Source organism: Streptomyces toyocaensis, assembly GCF_000725125.1.
In the GTDB taxonomy this organism is placed as follows: domain Bacteria; phylum Actinomycetota; class Actinomycetes; order Streptomycetales; family Streptomycetaceae; genus Streptomyces; species Streptomyces toyocaensis.
Map to the genome: position 1 here is coordinate 29,520 of NZ_JFCB01000034.1, position 21,545 is coordinate 51,064.

13 protein-coding genes are annotated in these 21,545 nt (G+C 73.2%); 11 read left to right on the forward strand and 2 right to left on the reverse strand.

What is annotated here, in order from left to right:
• Window positions 1-80 precede the first annotated feature (80 nt).
• The 4 genes from BU52_RS27830 (at window position 81) to BU52_RS27845 (ending at window position 5,114) form a co-directional block, all read left to right on the forward strand.
• The gene (locus BU52_RS27830; protein WP_003948568.1) at window positions 81-692 is read left to right on the forward strand and encodes a response regulator transcription factor; all 612 of its coding nucleotides are present in this window, start codon (window positions 81-83) and stop codon (window positions 690-692) included.
• Window positions 693-1,607: 915 nt separating this feature from the next.
• Window positions 1,608-2,195, forward strand: a complete 588-nt coding sequence (locus BU52_RS27835; RefSeq protein WP_037939541.1) for a sigma-70 family RNA polymerase sigma factor — start codon at window positions 1,608-1,610, stop codon at window positions 2,193-2,195.
• A 160-nt stretch (window positions 2,196-2,355) separates the two neighbouring features.
• The gene (guaB, locus tag BU52_RS27840; protein WP_037939543.1) at window positions 2,356-3,861 is read left to right on the forward strand and encodes an IMP dehydrogenase; all 1,506 of its coding nucleotides are present in this window, start codon (window positions 2,356-2,358) and stop codon (window positions 3,859-3,861) included.
• A gap of 128 nt (window positions 3,862-3,989) precedes the next feature.
• Entirely contained in the window at window positions 3,990-5,114 is a 1,125-nt protein-coding gene (locus BU52_RS27845; protein ID WP_037939546.1) for a GuaB3 family IMP dehydrogenase-related protein, read from the forward strand.
• Window positions 5,115-5,655: 541 nt separating this feature from the next.
• Here the strand turns inward: BU52_RS27845 and BU52_RS27850 are convergent.
• Window positions 5,656-6,864, reverse strand: coding sequence for a nucleotide sugar dehydrogenase (locus BU52_RS27850; protein ID WP_037939548.1), 1,209 nt, complete (start codon window positions 6,862-6,864; stop codon window positions 5,656-5,658).
• Window positions 6,865-7,137: 273 nt separating this feature from the next.
• Here BU52_RS27850 and BU52_RS27855 point away from each other — a divergent pair, with 273 nt between their 5' ends.
• Window positions 7,138-8,844: a glycerol-3-phosphate dehydrogenase/oxidase gene (locus tag BU52_RS27855; RefSeq protein WP_037939551.1), complete on the forward strand. Its 1,707-nt coding sequence runs from the start codon at window positions 7,138-7,140 to the stop codon at window positions 8,842-8,844.
• A 61-nt stretch (window positions 8,845-8,905) separates the two neighbouring features.
• Here the strand turns inward: BU52_RS27855 and BU52_RS27860 are convergent, their stop codons facing one another.
• Window positions 8,906-9,949: a serine hydrolase domain-containing protein gene (locus BU52_RS27860; protein WP_037939554.1), complete on the reverse strand. Its 1,044-nt coding sequence runs from the start codon at window positions 9,947-9,949 to the stop codon at window positions 8,906-8,908.
• A 169-nt stretch (window positions 9,950-10,118) separates the two neighbouring features.
• Between BU52_RS27860 and BU52_RS27865 the strand changes: the two genes are divergently transcribed.
• The 6 genes from BU52_RS27865 to BU52_RS27890 all read left to right on the forward strand — a co-directional run bounded on the left by BU52_RS27865 (window position 10,119) and on the right by BU52_RS27890 (window position 21,526).
• Window positions 10,119-12,140: a serine/threonine-protein kinase gene (locus BU52_RS27865; RefSeq protein ID WP_037939559.1), complete on the forward strand. Its 2,022-nt coding sequence runs from the start codon at window positions 10,119-10,121 to the stop codon at window positions 12,138-12,140.
• Window positions 12,141-12,293: 153 nt separating this feature from the next.
• A complete protein-coding gene (locus BU52_RS27870; protein ID WP_037939563.1) occupies window positions 12,294-14,786 on the forward strand; it encodes a protein kinase in 2,493 nt (830 codons plus the stop codon).
• Window positions 14,787-14,970: 184 nt separating this feature from the next.
• A complete protein-coding gene (locus tag BU52_RS27875; RefSeq protein WP_037939566.1) occupies window positions 14,971-16,593 on the forward strand; it encodes a serine/threonine-protein kinase in 1,623 nt (540 codons plus the stop codon).
• 82 nt (window positions 16,594-16,675) lie between these two features.
• Complete coding sequence (locus BU52_RS27880) at window positions 16,676-17,965, forward strand: serine/threonine-protein kinase (RefSeq protein ID WP_051858647.1); 1,290 nt, start codon at window positions 16,676-16,678, stop codon at window positions 17,963-17,965.
• Between the two features lie 91 nt (window positions 17,966-18,056).
• Window positions 18,057-19,700 (forward strand): serine/threonine-protein kinase, encoded by a 1,644-nt coding sequence (locus tag BU52_RS27885; protein WP_037939568.1) that lies wholly within the window; start codon window positions 18,057-18,059, stop codon window positions 19,698-19,700.
• A gap of 212 nt (window positions 19,701-19,912) precedes the next feature.
• The gene (locus tag BU52_RS27890) at window positions 19,913-21,526 is read left to right on the forward strand and encodes a succinic semialdehyde dehydrogenase (protein ID WP_037939571.1); all 1,614 of its coding nucleotides are present in this window, start codon (window positions 19,913-19,915) and stop codon (window positions 21,524-21,526) included.
• Window positions 21,527-21,545: the final 19 nt, after the last annotated feature.

Here is a 21,545-nt window from a genome sequence, read left to right on the forward strand (position 1 = left end):
GAGACGGTCGACCGCACAGGTGACGATTTCGTACCAGCCTGGAGGCTCAAGGTGACGCGCATCAGCTGCGGAGGGCGGCCATGACTTCCGTCCTCGTCTGCGACGACTCCCCGCTTGCCCGAGAGGCGCTCCGCCGCGCGGTCGCGACCGTGCCCGGCGTCGAGCGCGTGACGACGGCGGCCAACGGCGAGGAAGTCCTCCGCCGCTGGGGTGCCGACCGCTCGGATCTGATTCTGATGGACGTACGCATGCCCGGCCTGGGCGGCGTCGAGACGGTCCGCCGGCTGCTGTCCGCCGACCCGGGAGCGCGCATCATCATGCTCACCGTCGCCGAGGACCTCGACGGCGTGGCGCTCGCGGTGGCCGCCGGTGCGCGCGGCTACCTCCACAAGGACGCCTCCCGCGCGGAGCTGCGCGCCACGGTCACGCAGGCGCTCGCCGACCCGACCTGGCGGCTCGCCCCGCGCCGGCTGCGCTCGGCCGAGATGGGCGCTGCGCCCACGCTCACGGCGCGTGAGATCCAGGTGCTCGAAGGTATGAGCCACGGTCGCTCGAACGCCGAGATCGGCCGCGAGCTGTTCCTCTCCGAGGACACGGTGAAGACGCACGCGCGACGGCTGTTCAAGAAGCTCGGCGCCTCCGACCGGGCCCACGCGGTGGCGCTCGGGTTCCGGTGGGGCCTCGTGCGCTAGGGCCCGTCCCTCGGACCGGGCCCGATGCGGCGTACGGCCTCGGGGCCGGACCGGCGAACGGGGGCACACCCCCGCCCCCGGCCGGGACCGGGTCGCGGGCGGCGCCGGAAACGCGTGGGTGCCACGGGCGCGCGGTGACGCGGGTGTGTTCCGCGCGGCGCGCCACGGTGCGGGCCCGTGCCCCGCGGCGCGCCACGACGCGGGTCCATGCCCTGCGGCACCCGGCGACGCGCGTGCGTGGATGCCGCGGCTCGGGTGCTGGCGCGGGCGCGTGGGGCGGCGCGGTGCTTACCGCGGGTGACCGGTTCTTCCTCGGGTGCGGCGGCGTGCAGAGCTGGACGCCGCCCCTGACCACGTGCGCTGCGCCTGCCAGTTCCCGGGTCGGGGTTCGTGACCACGGCGACGCGGGTGCCGCGCCTCCCGCCGTGTGCGCCGCGGACGCCGGGCTGCCGCAGCCGTACGGCACGGCAGACGTCCCGGTGCCGCCCGCACGGGGCGCTCCCGAGGCCGTCGGCACGCGCGCGTGCCGCCACGGGGCCGGCGCCGCGGGTGCCCGCGTGGCGAACGGGCACCGAGCGCGGTGCGGGCGGCGCGTCCGGCCCGCGGCCGCGCGGGACGCGGCACCCGCCGGCGCCGGACGGAATCGGGCGGCAGGTGCCGACGCGCTCCGCGAACCTCGCGGGAACGGCGCCGAAACCCAGTCCCACCAGGGCATCCGCGGTGACCGGGGGATGCCCGCTGCTGGTTTCCCCGCGGATGACGCATCCTTGAGGTGTGGAGTTCCTCGGGGACGAGTCGGTCGAGCGGAAGGGGAGGGCGCAGGGTATGAGTTCCGGCGCGCCTGCTCATAACGCTTCGGTGCACAACCAGGGACACGGTGCCGCGGACCCGACGTCCGCAAGGCACCATGGACCGATGCGCGACGACGAGGCGGGCACTGCCCACGGGGCGATCGGTGCGCTCGTCCACCGCGCGGTCGACGGAGACGCGCAGGCCACGCACGATCTGCTCGCCCACGTCCACCCCCTGGCCCTGCGGTACTGCCGCACCCGCCTGTCCCGGCTGCCCGGCGACGCCCGGCACTTCGTCGAGGACCTCGCCCAGGAGGTCTGCGTCGCGGTGCTGCTCGCACTGCCCCGCTACAAGGACACCGGCCGTCCCTTCGAGGCGTTCATCTTCGCCATCGCCTCCCACAAGGTCGCCGACCTCCAGCGCGCGGCGATGCGCCACCCCGGCTCGACCGCCGTGCCCTCCGACGAGATGCCCGAGCGCCCCGACGACTCCCTCGGCCCCGAGGAGCGCGCCCTGCTCAGCAGCGACGCCGAATGGGCCAAGAAACTGCTGGCCAGCCTGCCCGAGAACCAGCGGGAACTGATCCTGCTGCGCATCGCGGTGGGGCTCACGGCGGAGGAGACCGGGCAGATGTTGGGAATGTCACCCGGCGCCGTCCGGGTGGCCCAGCACCGCGCGCTGAGCCGGCTGCGTGCCCTGGCGGAGCAGTAACCCCCGCCGTCGCGCCGCCGCTTCGGCACATGAACGGACGATCAGTCGCTCCCGTACGAACATACGAAGCCAGGAGCCGTGCGGAACCGTGGAATGAGACACCCGCGCTTCCCGTTAGCATGGACATCCGCACCGATCAAGGCCATTTGGGGAAGGTGTCATGACTGCCAACGTCGACGGAGTGCCCGGAAAATTCGCGACACTCGGGCTGACCTACGACGACGTGCTGCTGCTGCCGGGCCCGTCGGACATGGCACCCGACGAGATCGACACCGCCTCGTACGTCTCCAGGAACGTGCGGGTCAACATCCCGCTGCTGTCCGCCGCCATGGACAAGGTGACCGAATCCCGCATGGCGATCGCGATGGCCCGTCAGGGCGGCGTCGGCGTCCTGCACCGCAACCTGTCCATCGAGGACCAGGCCAACCAGGTCGACCTGGTGAAGCGCTCCGAGTCGGGGATGGTCACCGACCCCATCACCATCCACCCGGACGCCACGCTCGCCGAGGCGGACGCCCTGTGCGCCAAGTTCCGCATCAGCGGTGTCCCGGTCACCGACGGCAACAAGAAGCTGCTCGGCATCGTCACCAACCGTGACATGGCCTTCGAGACCGACCGCTCCCGCCAGGTGCGCGAGGTCATGACGCCCATGCCGCTGGTCACCGGCAAGGTCGGCATCTCCGGCCCGGACGCCATGGAGCTGCTGCGCCGCCACAAGATCGAGAAGCTCCCGCTGGTCGACGACCAGGGCATCCTCAAGGGCCTGATCACGGTCAAGGACTTCGTGAAGGCCGAGCAGTACCCCAACGCCGCCAAGGACGCCGAGGGACGGCTGCTGGTCGGTGCCGCGGTCGGTGTCGCCGGTGACGCGTTCGAGCGCGCCCAGGCCCTGGTCGAGGCGGGTGTCGACTTCATCGTCGTCGACACCGCGCACGGTCACTCCCGGCTGGTCGGCGACATGGTCGCCAAGATCAAGTCGAACTCCACCGGCGTCGACGTCATCGGCGGCAACATCGCCACGCGCGACGGCGCCAAGGCCCTCGTCGACGCGGGCTGCGACGGCATCAAGGTCGGTGTCGGCCCCGGCTCCATCTGCACCACGCGCGTCGTCGCCGGCGTGGGCGTCCCGCAGGTCACCGCGATCTACGAGGCCGCGCTGGCCGCCAAGGAGGCCGGGGTCCCGGTCATCGGCGACGGCGGCCTGCAGTACTCCGGCGACATCGCCAAGGCCCTCGTCGCGGGCGCCGACACGGTGATGCTGGGCTCGCTCCTCGCGGGCTGCGAGGAGTCCCCGGGCGAGCTGATGTTCATCAACGGCAAGCAGTTCAAGTCGTACCGCGGCATGGGCTCGCTCGGCGCCATGCAGACCCGCGGCGACCGCAAGTCGTTCTCCAAGGACCGGTACTTCCAGGAGGGCGTCGCCTCCGACGAGCAGCTCGTGCCCGAGGGAATCGAGGGCCAGGTGCCCTACCGCGGCCCGCTCTCCTCTGTCGTCCACCAGCTGGTCGGCGGCCTGCGCCAGTCGATGTTCTACGTCGGCGGCCGTACCGTGCCCGAGCTCCAGGACAACGGGCGCTTCGTGCGCATCACCTCCGCGGGCCTCAAGGAGAGCCACCCGCACGACATCCAGATGACGGTCGAGGCGCCGAACTACAGCCGCGCGTAGACGGCGGGCTCCGGCGAGGGCGGCTCCGGATTGCCCGGGCCGCCCTCGCCGTATGTCCGGGGCGGTGGGCGCCGTGCTCGTCGGGGATACTGGAAGGCGCTGCAACGCATCAGGGAAAGGCCACAGACGTGACTGAGATCGAGATCGGGCGCGGCAAGCGCGGCCGCCGGGCGTACGCCTTCGACGACATCGCCGTCGTCCCCAGCCGCCGTACGCGGGACCCGAAGGAGGTCTCGATCGCCTGGCAGATCGACGCCTACCGCTTCGAGCTGCCGTTCCTGGCCGCTCCGATGGACTCGGTCGTCTCGCCCGCCACGGCGATCCGCATCGGTGAGCTCGGCGGCCTCGGCGTGCTGAACCTCGAGGGCCTGTGGACGCGCTACGAGGACCCGCAGCCGCTGCTGGACGAGATCGTCGGCCTGCCCGCCGAGGCGGCCACCCGTCGCCTCCAGGAGATCTACGCCGCCCCCATCAAGGAGGAGCTGATCGGGCAGCGCATCAAGGAGGTGCGCGACTCGGGCGTGGTCACCGCCGCCGCGCTCTCCCCGCAGCGCACCGCCCAGTTCTCCAAGGCCGTCGTCGACGCGGGTGTGGACATCTTCGTCATCCGCGGTACGACGGTCTCGGCGGAGCACGTCTCCGGCTCGCACGAGCCGCTGAACCTGAAGCAGTTCATCTACGAGCTCGACGTCCCGGTGATCGTCGGCGGCTGCGCCACCTACACGGCGGCCCTGCACCTCATGCGCACCGGCGCGGCGGGCGTCCTGGTCGGCTTCGGCGGCGGTGCCGCGCACACCACGCGCAACGTGCTGGGCATCCAGGTGCCGATGGCCACCGCGGTCGCCGACGTGGCCGCCGCCCGCCGTGACTACATGGACGAGTCCGGCGGCCGGTACGTGCACGTCATCGCGGACGGCGGTGTCGGCTGGTCCGGCGACCTGCCCAAGGCGATCGCCTGCGGCGCGGACTCGGTCATGATGGGCTCCCCGCTGGCCCGCGCGACGGACGGTCCGGGCCGGGGCAACCACTGGGGAATGGAGGCCGTCAACGAGGAGCTGCCGCGCGGCCAGAAGGTCGACCTCGGCACGGTGGGCACGCTGGAGGAGATCCTCACCGGCCCGTCCCACACGCCCGACGGCTCGATGAACCTCTTCGGCGCCCTGCGCCGCGCGATGGCCACCACCGGCTACAGCGAGCTGAAGGAGTTCCAGCGCGTCGAGGTGACGGTGGCGGACTCGCAGCACCGGCGGTAGGGCCCGCGGGCTTCCGTACGGCGCGGAAGGGGCCGGTCACCTGCTGAGGTGACCGGCCCCTTCCGTGTGCGCGGGGGCGCCCGTGGCAGTCGGGGGGCGCACGGTTGTCCTCAGGCCCGATCTGCGCCGGCCCACCCGTGTGAGGTCGCTAGTGTCCTCGACGGCGCCCAGTTCTTCTGGGAGCCCCCTTCCAAGGACATGGTCCGGGCCCCGCCCTCGGGGCCCGGCCCGATTCCGACGGACCGTCCACCGGGCTACTGGGCGGTGTCGTGGAAGGGGGCACCCATGGGACGCCACCGCAAGCCCACTCGCTGGGATCGGATCCGTCTGTGGACGGTGAAGTGCCGGAGGAGGTGGATCTTGCGGATTTTCGGATGGGGAGCGGCCGCCCCCAGAAGAAGTAGGGGCGGACACCCGTGCATCATCCCGGAGCCTGCCGCAGTGCCCCCTGAGGTGGGCTCCACCTGTTGTCCACCGTACCGGCGCGGCGCCCCGCCCACCAGGAACCCCCGTGGCACGGAGCCCCTCCGCGCGCCCCCTCTCACAACCGGTGCGCCGCCCCCGTGGGCGTCGCCCCCCGCGTGTCCAGCAACAGCTGGGCCTTCACCGACAGGCCCTGGAGGTCGTACGTGCGGTGCTGCTGGAGCAGGATCGTCAGGTCGGCCTCGGCGGCGGCCTCGTAGAGGGAGTCCGCGCGGGGGACAGGGCGGTCGAGGACGTTCCAGGACGGTACGTGCGGGTCGTGGTAGCTGACGGAGGCACCCAGCTCCATCAGACGGACCGCGATCTCGTGCGCGGGGCTGCCCTGCTGGTCGGCCAGGTCGGCCTTGTAGGTGACGCCGAGGAGGAGCACGCGTGCGCCGCGCGCGGACTTGCCGTGCTCGTTGAGGAGCGCGGCGGCGCGCTGCACGACGTAGCGCGGCATGCGGCTGTTGACCTCCTGGGCCAGTTCCGCCATGCGCAGCGTGCGGCCCGCGTGGGCGGTCAGGTCCTGGGGGACGGCGTGGCCGCCGACGCCGGGGCCGGGGCGGAAGGCGTGGAAGCCGAAGGGCTTGGTCTCCGCGCAGCGCAGGACGTCCCACAGGTCGATGCCCAGGTCGTGGCAGAGGGCGGCCATCTCGTTGACGAGGGCGATGTTGACGTGGCGGAAGTTCGTCTCCAGGAGCTGCACGGTCTCGGCCTCGCGCGGGCCACGCGCGCGCACCACCTTGTCGGTGATCCGGCCGTAGAAGGCGGCGGCGGACTCCGTGCAGGCGGGGGTGAGACCCCCGATGACCTTCGGAGTGTTGGCGGGGGTGAAGTCGCGGTTGCCGGGGTCGACGCGGCTGGGGGAGTGGGCGAGGTGGAAGTCCCGCCCGGCGCGCAGACCCGAACCCGATTCGAGCAGGCGCAGCAGGGGCCCCTCGGTCGTACCCGGGGGCACGGGGGACTCCAGGATCACCGTGGTGTGCGGGCGCAGCCGCGCGGCGAGGGTACGGGCGGCCGTCTCGACCTGGCTCAGATCCAGCCCGCCGTCCGCCCCGCGCGGGGTCGGGGCGCAGATGACGGCCGTGCGCACCCGGCCCAGTTCGGCGGGGCTGGTCGTCGTGCGGAAGCCCTGAGCGAGCATGCGGCGCTGCTCGGCGGCGCTGAGGGAGCCCGCCTCGGGGCCGGTCCGGTAACCGATGGTGGGGATGCCGGCGGCGACGGCGGCCTGGGCCAGGGGCAGTCCGTACGGGCCGAGTCCGATGACGGCGAGATCTGCGGGCATGGCGTGGGCCGTCCTTCCCAATAACCGGAGTGCGACAGGTGCGCAAGCGCTGTGGACTGGACAGGCGAGCGCAATGTCAGACTAGGAGTAAATATGACCGTTATGTGGGATTGATCGGCTGGTTTTCGGTGAGTCGTTCCGCAGGCGTTGTCCACAGGCTGGGGGCGCGTGTGGCTGAAGTCGGGCAAGCCGGTCAGAATCTGGGCATGAGGGTGGGAGACCGGGCTTCGCCCGACGGGTGCGGCCGATGCGACCGATGAGCGGGAGGCAGCGGTGAGGACAGCGACACTGGGACCGGCGCAGCGCGTCGAAGCACTCGCGTCCATGGCGGAGCGCGAACTGGACGTGCTGGTGGTGGGCGGCGGCGTGGTCGGTGCGGGTACGGCGCTCGACGCGGTGACCCGCGGCCTGTCCACGGGCCTGGTCGAGGCGCGGGACTGGGCGTCGGGCACCTCCAGCCGGTCCAGCAAGCTGATCCACGGCGGCCTGCGCTATCTGGAGATGCTCGACTTCGCGCTCGTGCGAGAGGCGCTCAAGGAGCGCGGCCTGCTGCTGGGAAAGCTCGCCCCGCACCTCGTGCGCCCCGTCCCCTTCCTTTATCCGTTGCAGCACAAGGGCTGGGAGCGGCTGTACGCCGGAGCGGGCGTCGCGCTCTACGACACCATGGCCATGACCCACGGGCACGGACGGGGTCTGCCCGTGCACCGCCACCTGAGCCGCCGTCACGCCCTGCGCGTGGCACCCTGCTTGAGGAAGGACGCGCTGACCGGGGCCCTGCAGTACTACGACGCCCAGATGGACGACGCCCGGTTCGTCCTGAACCTCGTCCGCACGGCCGCGGCGTACGGCGCGAAGACCGCCAACCGCGCCCGGGTGACGGGATTCCTGCGCGAGGGCGAGCGTGTCGTCGGCGCCCGGGTGCGGGACGTCGAGGGCGGCGGTGAGTACGAGGTGCGCGCCAAGCAGGTCGTCAACGCCACCGGCGTGTGGACCGACGACACACAGGCGATGGTCGGTGAGCGGGGGCAGTTCCACGTCAGGGCCTCCAAGGGCATCCACCTGGTCGTCCCGAAGGACCGCATCCACTCCACGACCGGGCTCATCCTGCGCACCGAGAAGTCCGTCCTGTTCGTCATCCCCTGGGGCCGGCACTGGATCGTCGGTACCACGGACACCGACTGGGACCTCGACAAGGCGCACCCGGCCGCGTCCAGCGCGGACATCGACTATCTGCTCGAGCGGGTGAACTCGGTGCTCGCGATACCCCTGACGCGGGACGACGTCGAAGGCGTGTACGCCGGTCTGCGGCCGCTGCTCGCCGGCGAGTCCGACGCCACGAGCAAGCTGTCCCGCGAGCACACCGTGGCCCATCCCGTGCCGGGACTGGTCGTGGTCGCGGGCGGGAAGTACACGACGTACCGGGTGATGGCCAAGGACGCGGTGGACGCGGCGGTGCACGGACTCGACATGCGCGTCGCCGACTGCGTCACCGAGGACACGCCGCTGGTCGGCGCCGAGGGGTACCACGCCTTGTGGAACGGGCGGGCGCGCACGGCCGCGCGCACGGGACTGCACCCGGTGAGGGTGGAGCACCTGCTGCAGCGGTACGGCGCGCTGGCCGAGGAGGTCCTGGACCTCGTCGCCTCCGATTCCTCTCTGGGGGAGCCGTTGCAGGCGGCCGACGACTATCTGCGCGCCGAGATCACCTATGCCGCCTCGCACGAAGGGGCCCGGCACCTGGACGACGTGCTGACCCGGCGCACCCGCATCTCGATCGAGACGTTCGACCGGGGCACACGCAGCGCGCGGGAGGCCGCCGAGCTGATGGCGCCGGTGCTGGGCTGGGACCAGGGTCAGATCGAGCGCGAAGTGCAGCACTACGAGAAGCGGGTCGAGGCCGAACGGGAATCGCAGCGGCAGCCCGACGACCTGACGGCGGACGCCGCGCGGCTGGGCGCACCGGACATCGTGCCGCTGTAACCGCCCCGCATCACTCGAACGGGTGGCGGGAGGTGGGATCCCCGTTCGGAGCCCGGCCGTTCTACCGGGTGCGGGGGCAGAACTCGGCCGCGAGCATCGCGGACTCGAGACCGGGATCCGTCACCGTGTCCGTGTTCACCCGGAAGGTGAGGACACGCCGGCCGTCGACGGTGGCTGCGGTGCGCACGTAGCTGCCGGGGATACGCCCGTTGTGCCCCCACACCGTGGTGCCGCACGGAAGCGTCACGGGAAACAGGCCCATGCCGTACGAGCCGTGTGCGGTACGGGTGTCGAGCATCTCGCGCAGCCGGCGCGGGGGCAGCAGTTCACCGCCGAGCAGGGCCGAGTAGAAGCGGTCGAGATCGGCGAGGGTGGTCACCAGTTCGCCCGCGGCACCGGCCACCCGGGGGTCGAGCCGGGTGACGTCGGTTCCGTCGGCGGCGTAGGAGCGGCCGTGCGGCCGGGGCAGAGAGGTGCGGGAGCCAGGAAAGGAGGTGCCTGTCAGACCCAGGGGAGTGAGGACGCGGCGCTCGGTCTCGTCGGCGTAGGAACGGCCGGTGATCTGTTCGACGATCAGGCCGAGCAGGACGTAGTTGGTGTTCGAGTAGGAGAAGCGGCCGCGGTCGGCCGGGGGACGGGTGAGTGCGATGCGTACGGCGTGAAGGGGTGTCACCGGGAGGGTGCCCCGGGTTTTCGCGGTGAAGTCGGGGAGTCCGCTGGTGTGGGTGAGCAGGGACCGCAGGGTCAGCGCGCGGCCGTCGTTGCCGGCTCCCCGCACCAGGCCGGGCAGATGGTCCTCCACGGTGTCGGACAGCGACAGGCGGTGCTCCTCCACCAGTTGCAGGACGACCGTGGCGACGAACGTCTTCGTGATGCTGCCGGCGCGGAAGTGGTCGGCACGCTCGATGCCCGGGCCGGCGTCGGCGTAGCGAAGGCCTGTTCCGTCCAGGGCCAGCAGGGCCGCTGAAGGGGCGCCACCCCTCGTGACCAGCAAGGGAAGGAGCGCGTCAGCGGACGGTACCGCCGGGGCCGGGGAAGCGGCCGGGGCAAGGGCGAGCAGGGCCAGGGCCACAGGAACGGCCAGTAGGGTCCGAAGCGGCGGCATCCGGGTCCTCCCTCGTCGGGGCCCATCATGCAGGGTGGCGGAACCCGTCCTTCACCCGGGTTCCGCGTGCGCCGGACCCGGGGCGCGGCCAGAGGCACCCTGGGCGTCGAGCACTTGTCGGGTGAGGGACAATGAAGGCTCTGTCAGGGCGGTTTGCATGAGGGGACGCATGTCGGAGGCGGAGCGGGCGGGGACATCCCGTCAGGACAAGAGCGCACGTCTCCTCGCCGGGCGGTACCGGCTGGGAGACGTGCTCGGCCGCGGCGGCATGGGGACGGTGTGGCGTGCCCAGGACGAGACCCTGGGAAGAACCGTCGCCGTCAAGGAACTCCGCTTCCCGTCGAGCATCGACGAGGACGAGAAGCGGCGGCTCATCACGCGAACGCTGCGCGAGGCCAAGGCGATCGCGCGGATCCGCAACAACAGCGCCGTCACCGTCTTCGACGTGGTGCAGGAGGACGACCGGCCCTGGATCGTGATGGAGCTCGTCGAGGGCAAGTCGCTCGCCGAGGTCATCCGGGAGGACGGTCTGCTGGAGCCGAGGCGTGCCGCCGAGGTCGGGCTCGCCGTGCTCGACGTGCTGCGTTCCGCGCACCGCGAGGGCATTCTGCACCGCGACGTGAAGCCGTCGAACGTGCTGATCGCCGAGGACGGCCGGGTGGTCCTCACCGACTTCGGCATCGCCCAGGTGGAGGGCGACCCGTCCATCACGTCGACCGGCATGCTGGTCGGCGCCCCCTCCTACATCTCCCCGGAGCGGGCGCGCGGACACAAGCCCGGGCCGGCGGCCGACCTCTGGTCGCTCGGCGGGCTGCTGTACGCGGCGGTGGAGGGCACCCCGCCGTACGACAAGGGCTCCGCGATCGCGACGCTCACGGCGGTGATGACCGAACCGCTGGAGGAGCCCCAGAACGCGGGACCGCTGAGGGACGTCATCTACGGGCTGCTCACCAAGGATCCCGCCCAGCGGCTCGACGACCGCGGTGCCCGGGTCATGCTCAACGCGGTCATCAACGCGCCCGAGCCCAAGGAGGCCGGCCCGGAACCGGCGGACGCCACGAAGGTCGTGCCGCTGCCCGAGCAGCCCGGCGAGCGTGAGACCGGGGCCAAGCGCGGCGAGGAGGCGGGCGAGAAGCTGCGGGGCGCGTTGCGTTCCGTGCGGAAGGCCGCGGTGGCCGCGGGATCGGCCGGCGCCGCGGCGGCGGCCCGCGCCAAGACCGGTACCGGCACCGCCGCTTCGGCGTCGAGTGCTGCCGCCGACTCCTCGAGGTCAGCGGCGGGGACGGCGGCGGGGACGGCCGGGGCGCAGTCCGGCGCGCCGGTGTCCCCTTCGGCCGCACCGGGGACCGCGCGGCAGAAGCCGGCCTCCGGCGGCCGCAGTTCGGGGTGGCCGGTGATGACGCCGCCGGACCTGCCGGCCCGGCCCGTGCCGCGTGCGCCGCTCACCGACGTGGTGCCGCGGCGGACGCTGGCCGTCATCGCGGTGGTCGTGGCCCTCGCCGTGCTCGGCACCGTACTGGCCCTGGTGCTCGGCGGTGACGACGAGGGCGGCCAGGGCGCCGAGGGCAGCGGCGGCGGCCGTACCGTCGCGAGCCGGACCCCCAGCGCGGACCCCAAGAGCGACGAGAGCGACGGCACCCGCACCGACGGCAGGACGACCGGACCGGCGGAGAAGGAGACGGCCTCCGGTGGGGCGGCGAGCACCCCGGGCGCGGGTTCCGGCGGATCGGGGGAGTCGGCCGGGAGCGCCGGCGGTGCGCCCGCGAAGCAGACGTACAAGGGGAACCAGGGGTATTCGATCGGACTGCCCGAGGGGTGGAGGTTCCGCTCCTCGGGGTCGGCCGGCGACCGGTTCACCGGGCCCGACGGGCAGAAGCTGCTGATCGGCTGGACGACCGCGCCGAAGGACGACCCGGTCGCGGACTGGAAGAACCAGGAGCGCACCATGGTGCGTTCCCAGTACAAGCGCATCCGTATCGAGGCGGTGGAGTACCGGGGTTGGAACACGGCCGACTGGGAGTTCACCTACGTGGAGAACGGCACCACGTACCGGACCGTCGACCGGGGGACCGTCGTCGGCGACCGGCTCGGGTACGGACTGATGTACACGGCCAAGGCCGACACGTGGGGCAGTGAGCAGCGCAAGGACACCTGGCGGACGCTGACCGGGACGTTCCGGCCGAAGTCCTGAGCATGGGCGGTTCCCGGAATGGGGAGTCAGATGTGGCATCCCGTCTCTGCGGGTTGCCTCCGGCACGTATCGTGAATGCGTGCGGACCGTACGCAGCCGGAACGGCGCGCCGGACGTACGGAACTGACCGACCGTAATGCCGGGGGAGGCAACGTGGACGACTATGCGGGACGGGTTCTCGCCGACCGCTACCGCCTGCCGCTGCCGCCCTCCGACGAGTACGAACTGACCGAGACCCGCGCCTTCGACACCTACAGCGGTCAGGAGGTCCTGGTCAGGCAGGTTCCGCTGCCGGAGGTCGTCGAGGCCGAAGTGCTCGACGCCGAGGGGCTGCCCGACGGCTTCACCGCGCGTGACGGTGGCGCACGGCGTGCCGGTACCCGGCCGGGACCGGCGCGGACGGGCACGCGGCGGCCCACCGACCCGGTGGTGCGGCGCGCGGTCGAGGCCGCGCAGTCGGCGGCCGCCATCCCCGACCACCCGCGCCTCGACCAGGTGTTCGACGTGTTCGCGGAGGGTGGTTCGCTGTGGATCGTCAGTGAACTCGTCGCCGCGCGGCCGCTGGCCGCACTGCTCGCCGAGAAGCCACTGTCCCCGTACCGGGCCGCGGAGGTCGCCTCCGACGTCCTGACGGCCCTGCGGGTGCTGCACTCCCACGGCTGGGTGCACCGCAACATCACCGCGCGCACGGTGCTCGTCTGTGACGACGGCCGGGTGATGCTGACCGGTCTCGCCGTCGGTGCGGCGGAGGAGGCGCTGTGCGGCTACGACCCCGTGCCGGCCCAGGACGCCGGACCGGGCCAGGACACGGGAGCACCACATGCCCCGGGACGGGCGGCGCAGCCGCCGACGGAACCGGCGAGCCCCGGGCCTCTCCCTTCCTGGCCGCCCGGGTTCACCGCCGGCACCGATCCCGACGCCGCGCGCCGGGCCGCCATCGAGGCACGGGCCGGCCGGCTGCCCGCCGCCGCGGCCGACACGGCGAACGGCCTCACCCCCGCCGCCGCCCCGCGGGCCCTCGACGGCGCGGATGACGTGCGGGCGGCCCGCGCCGGGGCGATCGCCGCGTACCGGGCGGGCGCCCGTGCCGCCGCCCGGGTGCAGGAGGCCCAGCAGAGCGGCCGTGCCGCCCTGCCCGGCGCCCGGCCCGCCCCCGAGGGCGACGGACCGGCGCCCGGCACGGTCCCGCCGGGACAGATAGCCGACCCCTACGGCGTCGGCGCCCCCGGCCGGCCCGGAACCACCCCCTGGACCGGCACCGGCGGCGCACCGGCCGTCCCCAGCGCCGGCGGACGCATCGCCCCCGCCGGACCGGGCGCCCTGGAGGCAGCGGGCGGTCCCGCTGCGGCCCCGCCCGCACGCTGGGACGAGTCGGTGGCCCACACCCCCACGCGCCGGGGCCCCACCACCGCGCTGGCCGCCGAGCGGGCACGGCAGGCACGGATGGCCGTCGTCGGACCGGTGACCGAGCGCTGGGCGCCCGAGCAGGCCGGTCCCGTCCACGAGAACTGGCAGCTGGCCGCGCCGATCGGACCCGCCACGGACCTGTGGGCGCTGGGTTCGCTGCTGTTCCGCGCCGTGCAGGGGCACGCGCCCTACCCCGAGGAGTCGACCGCAGAGCTGGTGCAGATGGTGTGCGCCGAGCCGCCCGCGTTCGCCGAGGAGTGCGGGCCGCTCCGGCCGGTCGTGGAGTCGCTGCTGCGTCAGGACCCCACCGAGCGGCCCGACTTCGAGGAACTGCGCGGCTGGCTGCGTTCGCTGGTGCGGTCGGCGCCCGAGCCCGAGGCCGGCGTGCACGTCATAGCGGCACCGCCCGCCACCGACACGAGCCGGCTGCCGGTCATACGCCGCCGGGGCGAGCTGGTGCGCAGGCGGCGCGCCGCGCTCCCGGCACACCACGGACGGCACAAGCGGGCCAAACCGGAGACCGGGTCGCCGCGCAGGCTCGGCCGTACGCTGCTCCTGCTCGTCCTGCTCGCCCTGGCGGCGGCGATGGCCTACGCGATGCTGTTCATGCCGAAGTCCGGTGAGGAGGGCACCGGCCCGGCCGACCGCACCGGCGCCGCAGGCGAGGCCAGTGCCGCACCGAGCGAGCCGGGGACGGACCAGGACGCGCCCGAGCCCGAGAACAGCCCCGGCGACAGCCCCGATGAGTCGGCTCCCTCCAACGAGACGCAGACCACCGGCCCCGAGGTCGCCGACGGCTTCACCCTGCGCGAGGACCCGGAGGGCTTCCGGGTCGCCGTCGCCGAGGACTGGCAGCGCACCGCGAAGAACGGCAGCGGCCAGGTCGTCTACGCCCGTGGTGACTTCGAGCTCATCGTCGTACCGGGCCGGGACGGCGCCGGACGGTTCGGCAGCGATCCCATGGCCTACCAGCGCGACGACGAGCCCGAGCTCCAGCCCTACCGCGACTCCAGCTGGGCCACCTCCACCGGCCTGAAGACCATCGAGGTGGGCGGACGGACCATGGCCGAGGGCCAGTTCACCTGGACCGGTGACGCGGGCGAGCTGTACGTCCGCAACCTCGCCGCGCTGATCGACGGCCGCTACCACGTGGTGCAGGTGCGCGGACCGGAGGCCGAACGGGACGAGGTGACACGGATCTTCGAGCAGGCGGCGGCGACCTACCGGTTCACCGGGTGAACCGGAGGAGCCGCCCGCCCCGCCGTGGGTCACCGGTACGCGTACGCAGGCGTTTTGGTTGACTCCCGGCCCCCACAGCGACATCCATCACAGTGCGGTCTCCATGGCACCCCGTCGGTTCCCAGGAAGGGCCGGGGTACTTACTCTGACCCTGTCAAGACCATTGCGGGGCAACGTGAATCAGATGCAGGGCTCGCTCGTCGCGGGCCGCTACCGGCTCGGCGACTCCATCGGGAGCGGTGGCATGGGCCGGGTGTGGCGCGCCCACGACGAGGTGCTGCACCGTTCCGTCGCCATCAAGGAACTGACCGCGGCGCTGTACGTCTCCGACAGTGAGGGGGCCAGGCTGCTGGCGCGCACCCGGGCGGAGGCGCGGGCGGCCGCGCGGATCAACCACTCCGCCGTCGTCACGGTGCACGACGTGCTGGAGCACGACGGCCGCCCGTGGATCGTGATGGAGCTGGTCGAGGGTCACTCCCTCGCCGACGCGGTGAAGGAGCGCGACCGCGTCGAACCGCGCGAGGCCGCCCGCATCGGCCTGTGGGTGCTGCGCGCGCTGCGCGCCGCGCACACCGCCGGCGTGCTGCACCGCGACGTCAAACCCGGCAACGTCCTCCTCGCCCGCGACGGCCGGGTGCTGCTCACCGACTTCGGCATAGCGCAGATCGACGGCGACACGGCCATCACCCGCACCGGCGAGGTCGTCGGCTCGGTCGATTACCTGGCGCCCGAACGGGTCCGCGGCCACGACCCCGGCCCCTCCTCCGACCTGTGGGCCCTCGGCGCGACGCTGTACACCGCCGTGGAGGGCCGCTCGCCGTTCCGCCGCACCTCGCCGCTGAGCACCATGCAGGCCGTCGTCGAGGAGGAGGCCGACGAGCTGCGGCACGCCGGTCCGCTGGAACCCGTCATCAGCGCGCTCCTGCGCAAGGATCCGGCCGACCGGCCCGACGCTGCCCGGGCCGAGCAGATGCTCGCCGAGGCGGCCGAGGGACGCCGGCCGCGGGCGGCGCAGGAGTACGTGGCGACCCGGGCCGCCGGCGCCCACGTGCCGCTGCCGCCCCAGGCCGGGGCGCGGACGGCCCGCACGGCCACGCCCTACCCGCGGTCCGGTGGTCCCACGGCCGTGCAACCGCCGTACGGGCCACCGGCCGTCGCGCCGCGCGGGAAGGCACGGATACGGGTGATCGCCCTGGTCGTCGCGCTGGCCGCGATTGTCGGTGGGGCAACCGCGGCCGTGCTCCAGCAGGGGGACCGGGGCCGTACCACGGCCGGCCCCTCCGAGACCTCCGCGCCCGCTCCGACGCCCGACGCCACGAGAACCGGGTCGACGGGCGGCCTCCCCGAGGGCTGGGTGCGCCGTACCGACCCCTTCGGCTTCACCGTCGTCCTGCCCGGCGAGGACTGGGAACGGGTGGTCTTCGACGAGGAGACCCGGCAGGTCGACTACACGCCCGACGGCGGCAGGCACTTCCTGCGCATCGCGGCCGACGACTCTCCCGACTTCGACGACCCGTACGACCACCTGAGCGACCTGGACCAGCAGATCGGCGGGCGTCTGGTCGGCTACCGGCGGCTGGGCCTGCAACGGCTCACCTACCGCGACCGCGACGGCGCCCGGCTGGAGTACGGCTGGACGGCGCTGGCCAAGGACACGGAGTTCCCGGGTCCGTACCGGGCGGTCGACCAGATGTACATCTCTCGCGACGGCGTCGAGTACGCCCTCTACATGGCCTCCCCGGCCGCCGACTGGGACACGACCCGCGAGCAGTTCCGGACGATCCTGCAGGGGTGGCGCGAGCCCTGACGCCCGTGGCCTGGTCGCCCGCGCGCCGCTTGGCCGAATCGCCGTACCGGAGCGGACACATCCGGTGGGGCATGATGGGCCCATGGTGACCGAGGGGGAGCCGGAGAACGGGACCGGGCGGCACAATGCCCGGGTCGTCGCGGGCCGTTACCGCTTGGAGGCGCTGATCGGGCGCGGCGGCATGGGCGTGGTCTGGCGGGCCACCGACCAACTGCTCGGACGGGGCGTCGCCGTCAAGGAACTCCCGTTCGACGAGACGCTCTCCGCGGCGGAGGCCCGGCGGCAGCGGGACCGCACCCTGCGCGAGGCGCGCGCCCTGGCCCAGTTGAGCCATCCGAACATCATCGTCGTCCACGACGTCGTCGAGGACGACGAACGCCCGTACATCGTCCTGGAGCTGATCGAGGGGCCCTCCCTCGCCGACCGCATCGCCGCCGAGGGCCCGGTCGACGCCGCGGAGGCCGCGCGGATCGGCGTCGACCTGCTCGGCGCGCTGCGTGCCGCGCACACCGCCGGTGTGCTGCACCGCGACCTCAAACCCGCCAACGTCCTGCTGGAGGACGACACCGACCGGGTCGTCCTCACCGACTTCGGCATCGCCCAGGTGTCCGGCTCGACCACGCTCACCGAGACCGGCTCGTTCGTGGGGTCCCCCGAATACACCGCCCCCGAGCGGATGTCCGGCGCGCGGACGGGACCGGAGGCCGACCTGTGGTCGCTGGGCGCGCTGCTGTGCACGGCGCTCAGCGGCGAGTCGCCGTTCCGGCGCGACTCCCTCAGCGGGATCCTGCACGCGGTCGTGGTCGACGAGATCCGGCCGCCCGCCGAGGCCGGGCCGATCCTCCCCGTGGTCCGCGGGCTGCTGGAACGCGACCCGGACCGACGGCTGGACGCGGACGGCGCCGAACGGATGCTGACCGCGTTCCTCGTGACGGGCCGCACGCCGGAGTCGGCGCCCCTGGAGCCGATGCCGTCCGGCCGGGCCCCGCTGCGCCGCCGGTTCCCGGCACGCCGGACGGAGACGTCCGTGCCGGGAACCGCCGGGGAGCGCCCCGTCCGGCGGCAGCCCACGAAGGGTGTGCTGGTGGCCGCGCTGGCGGTCGCCGCGATGGCGGGGGCGGGGGTGTCGGCCGCGGCGCTGCTGCTGCAGGACCGGAACGGCGACGGGGGCGGTACGCCGACCAGCACGGCGCCGGAGACACCCCCCGGTGAGACGGCCGCCCCCGGGCCCCGGCCGCCCGCGTCCGTCCCCACCACCACCAGCCCCCGGCGGACGCCGCCGTCGGACGCCCGCTCCACGGCGGTCACCCCGACGACGCCCACGCCCACGGTGCCGGGGGCCTCCTCCCGGCCGAGCCGCAAAGAGCGATAAAAGGGAGATACGTGCCGGTGAGGGTCACGGGTCTGTGACCGGTGGGCGTCCACAGTGGATCGGTGAGGGTCTCGCGCGATATGGATGAACCATGAGCAGCAACGGGGGAGCCCGCAGCGGGGCCGACGAGCCCACCAGTTTTGATCTGCAACCGCCGAAGCCGCATCCCCCCGCGGGGGTGCCGCACCCGGGCAACCCGTACGCGGCGCCGACCCGGGTGGTCGCGCAGCCGGCGCCCGTGCCGGACCCGGGTGCGGGGCCGCTGATCGCCGGACGCTACCGGCTGCTCGCCAAGCTCGGTCACGGCGGCATGGGGACGGTGTGGCGGGCCAAGGACGAGACGGTGGACCGCGAAGTCGCCGTCAAGGAGCCGCGCGTCCCGGACCACCTTCCCGAACGCGAACGTTCCAACGCCTTCGAGCGGATGCGCCGCGAGGCCCGCGCGGCCGCCCGGCTCGACCACCCCGCGGTGGTCGACGTCCATGACGTCGCGGTGGTCGACGGCCGGCCGTGGATCGTGATGGAGCTGGTCCAGGGCCGTTCGCTCGGCGCCGTGCTGCAGGACGAGGGCACCCTCTCCGCACGCGAGGCGGCCAGGGTCGGCCTGGAGGTGCTCGGCGCGCTGGAGGCCGCCCACGCGGCGGGCATCCTGCACCGGGACGTGAAGCCGGACAACGTGCTGCTCGGCCGGCACGACCGGGTCGTCCTCACGGACTTCGGCATCGCCCAGATCGAGGGGGAGACCAATCTGACCGACACCGGCGGCTTCGTCGGCTCGCCCGAGTACATCGCCCCGGAACGGGTGCTGGGCCAGCGTCCCGGCCCCGCCTCCGACCTGTGGTCGCTCGGCGTGGTGCTGTACGCGGCGACGGAGGGCGTCTCGCCGTTCCGCCGCAGCAACACCCCCGCCACCCTCCAGTCCGTGCTCAACGCGACGCCGGCACCGCCCGCCTCCGCCCGGGGGCCGCTGGCCGAGATCATCACCGCCCTGCTGCAGAAGGACCCGGCGCGCCGGCCGAACGCCGCCCAGGTCCGCGCCGCACTGGAAGCGGCCGCCCACCCGCCCGCGCCGCAGCCCACGCAGGTGACCCCGTTCCCCGCTCCCGGCGGCAAGGGCGTCCGCGTCGGCCGCAGGACGCTGATCGGGCTGGGCGCCGCGGTGGTCGCGGCGGCGGTGGCGCTGTACCTCGTGGTCGCGGATCCCTTCGCGGGCCCCCTGCCCGACGGCTGGAAGAAGCACGACCTCGGGGACCGGCCGGGCGTGGCGCTCGCGGTGCCCGCGGACTTCGTCAAGGACGAGCCCGCCGACGACTCGGACGGGACGGTCGTCTCCTTCACCGACCCGAGCGGGATGGTGCGCGTCGAGACCGACCGCGACCTCAAGGCCGAGGACGAGAACGGCGAACTCGAGGCCTCGGCGTCGGAGCGGGCGTTCGCGCACTGGAACGAGCTCAAGGACGGCGAGTACGGCTGGGGCATCGCCGACTCGCCGGCGCCCCAGGGGCAGCCGCGCGAGACGACGTACAAGGAACACGACGCGGCCACGAACACCATCGTCTACACGACGACCACCACTCCGGCGCTGGTGCGCGAGGCGCAGGTCATGTACTACCGGAACAAGGACGGCGACATGTACCGGCTGTGGGTGGTCTACCCGGGCAAGGGCTACTTCGCCGAGGAGGGCCGGGAGATCGCCCGCACGGTCTTCGCGTCCTGGGACGTCCACAGACTCTGACCCGCGCCCACGGGGACCCTCCCCTCCGCGGCGGCGCTCCAGCAGCGTCCGGGGGCCGACCGAGACCGAAACGTAGCCAGCTCGGGCCGGTCCGATCATCAACGCGCTGATCAGGGGGTTTGTTGCCAGCGTTCACTGGCAGTGTGTGGGCCCTGCGGGAATCCGTTACCGACGGGTACACAAAGTGTTCGCCCGGGCATACCCTGCGCCTCATGACGGACGCGCAGACCCGGGAAACCACCGGCACCAACCCCCTCGCCCCCGCCCCGGAGGGCGCCCGCACCGCCGCCGACGTGGTCACGCCGGAGCTGGTCGCCCAGCTCACCAAGGGCGTGGCCGGCTCCGGCCGGACCGCCAACCACACGCCGTTCACCGGGGAGAAGCTGGCCGACCTGCCCGAGTCCACCCCCGAGGACGTGGCCGGTGCCTTCGAGGCGGCCCGCGCCGCCCAGGCCGTCTGGGCGCAGATCCCGGTACGGCAGCGCGCCGCCGTCCTGCTCCGCTTCCACGACCTGGTCCTGGAGCGCCAGGCCGAGGTGCTCGACCTGATCCAGCTGGAGACCGGCAAGGCGCGGCTGCACGCCCACGAGGAAGTACAGGCCGTCGCCGTCGCGGCCCGCCACTACGGCCGCCGGGCGGCCGCCTACCTGCGGTCCAAGCGGCACGCGGGCGCCATGCCGGCCCTGACGAAGGTCACCGAGCTGCGTCACCCGCGCGGTGTCGTGGGCCAGATCGCGCCCTGGAACTACCCCCTCGAACTCTCCGTCGGCGACGCGCTCCCGGCGTTCGTCGCGGGCAACGCGGTCGTCATGAAGCCCGACACGGAGACCTGCCTGACCGCGCTGTGGGCCCGTGACCTGCTCATCGAGGCCGGACTGCCCGCCGACGTCTTCCAGGTCGTCCTCGGCGACGGCCCGGTCGTCGGCCCGGAGGTCGTCCGGCACGCCGACTACGTCTCCTTCACCGGCTCCACCCGCACCGGCCGCGAGGTCGCCCAGGGTGCCGCCGCCCGTCTGGTCGGCGTCTCCCTCGAACTCGGCGGCAAGAACGCCATGCTGGTGCTGGAGGACGCCGACCTCGACAAGGCCGCCGCGGGTGCCGTCCGTGCCTGCTTCTCCAGCGCGGGCCAGCTGTGCATCTCCATCGAGCGGCTGTACGTCCACGAGTCGGTCGCCGGCGCCTTCCTGGAGCGTTTCGCCGCCCGCACCAAGGCGTTGCGCCTCGGCACGTCCCTCGCCTACGGCGCCGACATGGGCTCGCTGGTCGGGCAGCGCCAGCTGGACGCCGTCACCCGGCACGTCGAGGACGCCGTCGCCAAGGGCGCCACCGTCCTCGCCGGCGGCACGGCCCGCCCGGACATCGGCCCCTACTTCTTCGAGCCGACCATCCTCGACGGGGTCGAGGCCCCCATGAGCGTCTGCTCCGAGGAGACCTTCGGCCCCGTCGTCTCCGTCTACCGCTTCTCGTCCGACGACGAGGCGGTCGAACGCGCCAATTCCACCCCGTACGGCCTGAACTCCTCCGTCTGGACGAAGGACGCCCGGCGCGGCCGCCGGCTCGCCGCCCGGCTGCGCACCGGCACCGTGAACATCAACGAGGGGTACGCGCCCGCCTACGGCAGTGTCCAGTCGCCGATGGGCGGCATGAAGGACTCCGGTCTCGGTCGCCGGCACGGTTCCGAGGGAATCCTCAAGTACACCGAGGCCCAGACGGTCGCCCACCAGAGGTTGCTGCCGATGGCCCCCTCGCTGGGCATGGACGACGAGACGTACGCGGCGTTCATGAGCCGCAGCCTCCGCCTGATGAAGGCATTCCGGTTCAGGTGACCCACCCGCACGCGCAACC

What these genes read in the sequence shown, in the direction of transcription:
- BU52_RS27830 (WP_003948568.1), top strand. Translation starts at nt 81, where the DNA reads ATGACTTCCGTCCTCGTCTGCGACGACTCCCCGCTTGCCCGAGAGGCG.
- BU52_RS27835 (WP_037939541.1), top strand. Translation starts at nt 1,608, where the DNA reads ATGCGCGACGACGAGGCGGGCACTGCCCACGGGGCGATCGGTGCGCTC.
- guaB (WP_037939543.1), top strand. Translation starts at nt 2,356, where the DNA reads ATGACTGCCAACGTCGACGGAGTGCCCGGAAAATTCGCGACACTCGGG.
- BU52_RS27850 (WP_037939548.1), bottom strand. Translation starts at nt 6,864, where the DNA reads ATGCCCGCAGATCTCGCCGTCATCGGACTCGGCCCGTACGGACTGCCC.
- BU52_RS27860 (WP_037939554.1), bottom strand. Translation starts at nt 9,949, where the DNA reads ATGCCGCCGCTTCGGACCCTACTGGCCGTTCCTGTGGCCCTGGCCCTG.
- BU52_RS27865 (WP_037939559.1), top strand. Translation starts at nt 10,119, where the DNA reads ATGTCGGAGGCGGAGCGGGCGGGGACATCCCGTCAGGACAAGAGCGCA.
- BU52_RS27875 (WP_037939566.1), top strand. Translation starts at nt 14,971, where the DNA reads ATGCAGGGCTCGCTCGTCGCGGGCCGCTACCGGCTCGGCGACTCCATC.
- BU52_RS27880 (WP_051858647.1), top strand. Translation starts at nt 16,676, where the DNA reads ATGGTGACCGAGGGGGAGCCGGAGAACGGGACCGGGCGGCACAATGCC.
- BU52_RS27885 (WP_037939568.1), top strand. Translation starts at nt 18,057, where the DNA reads ATGAGCAGCAACGGGGGAGCCCGCAGCGGGGCCGACGAGCCCACCAGT.
- BU52_RS27890 (WP_037939571.1), top strand. Translation starts at nt 19,913, where the DNA reads ATGACGGACGCGCAGACCCGGGAAACCACCGGCACCAACCCCCTCGCC.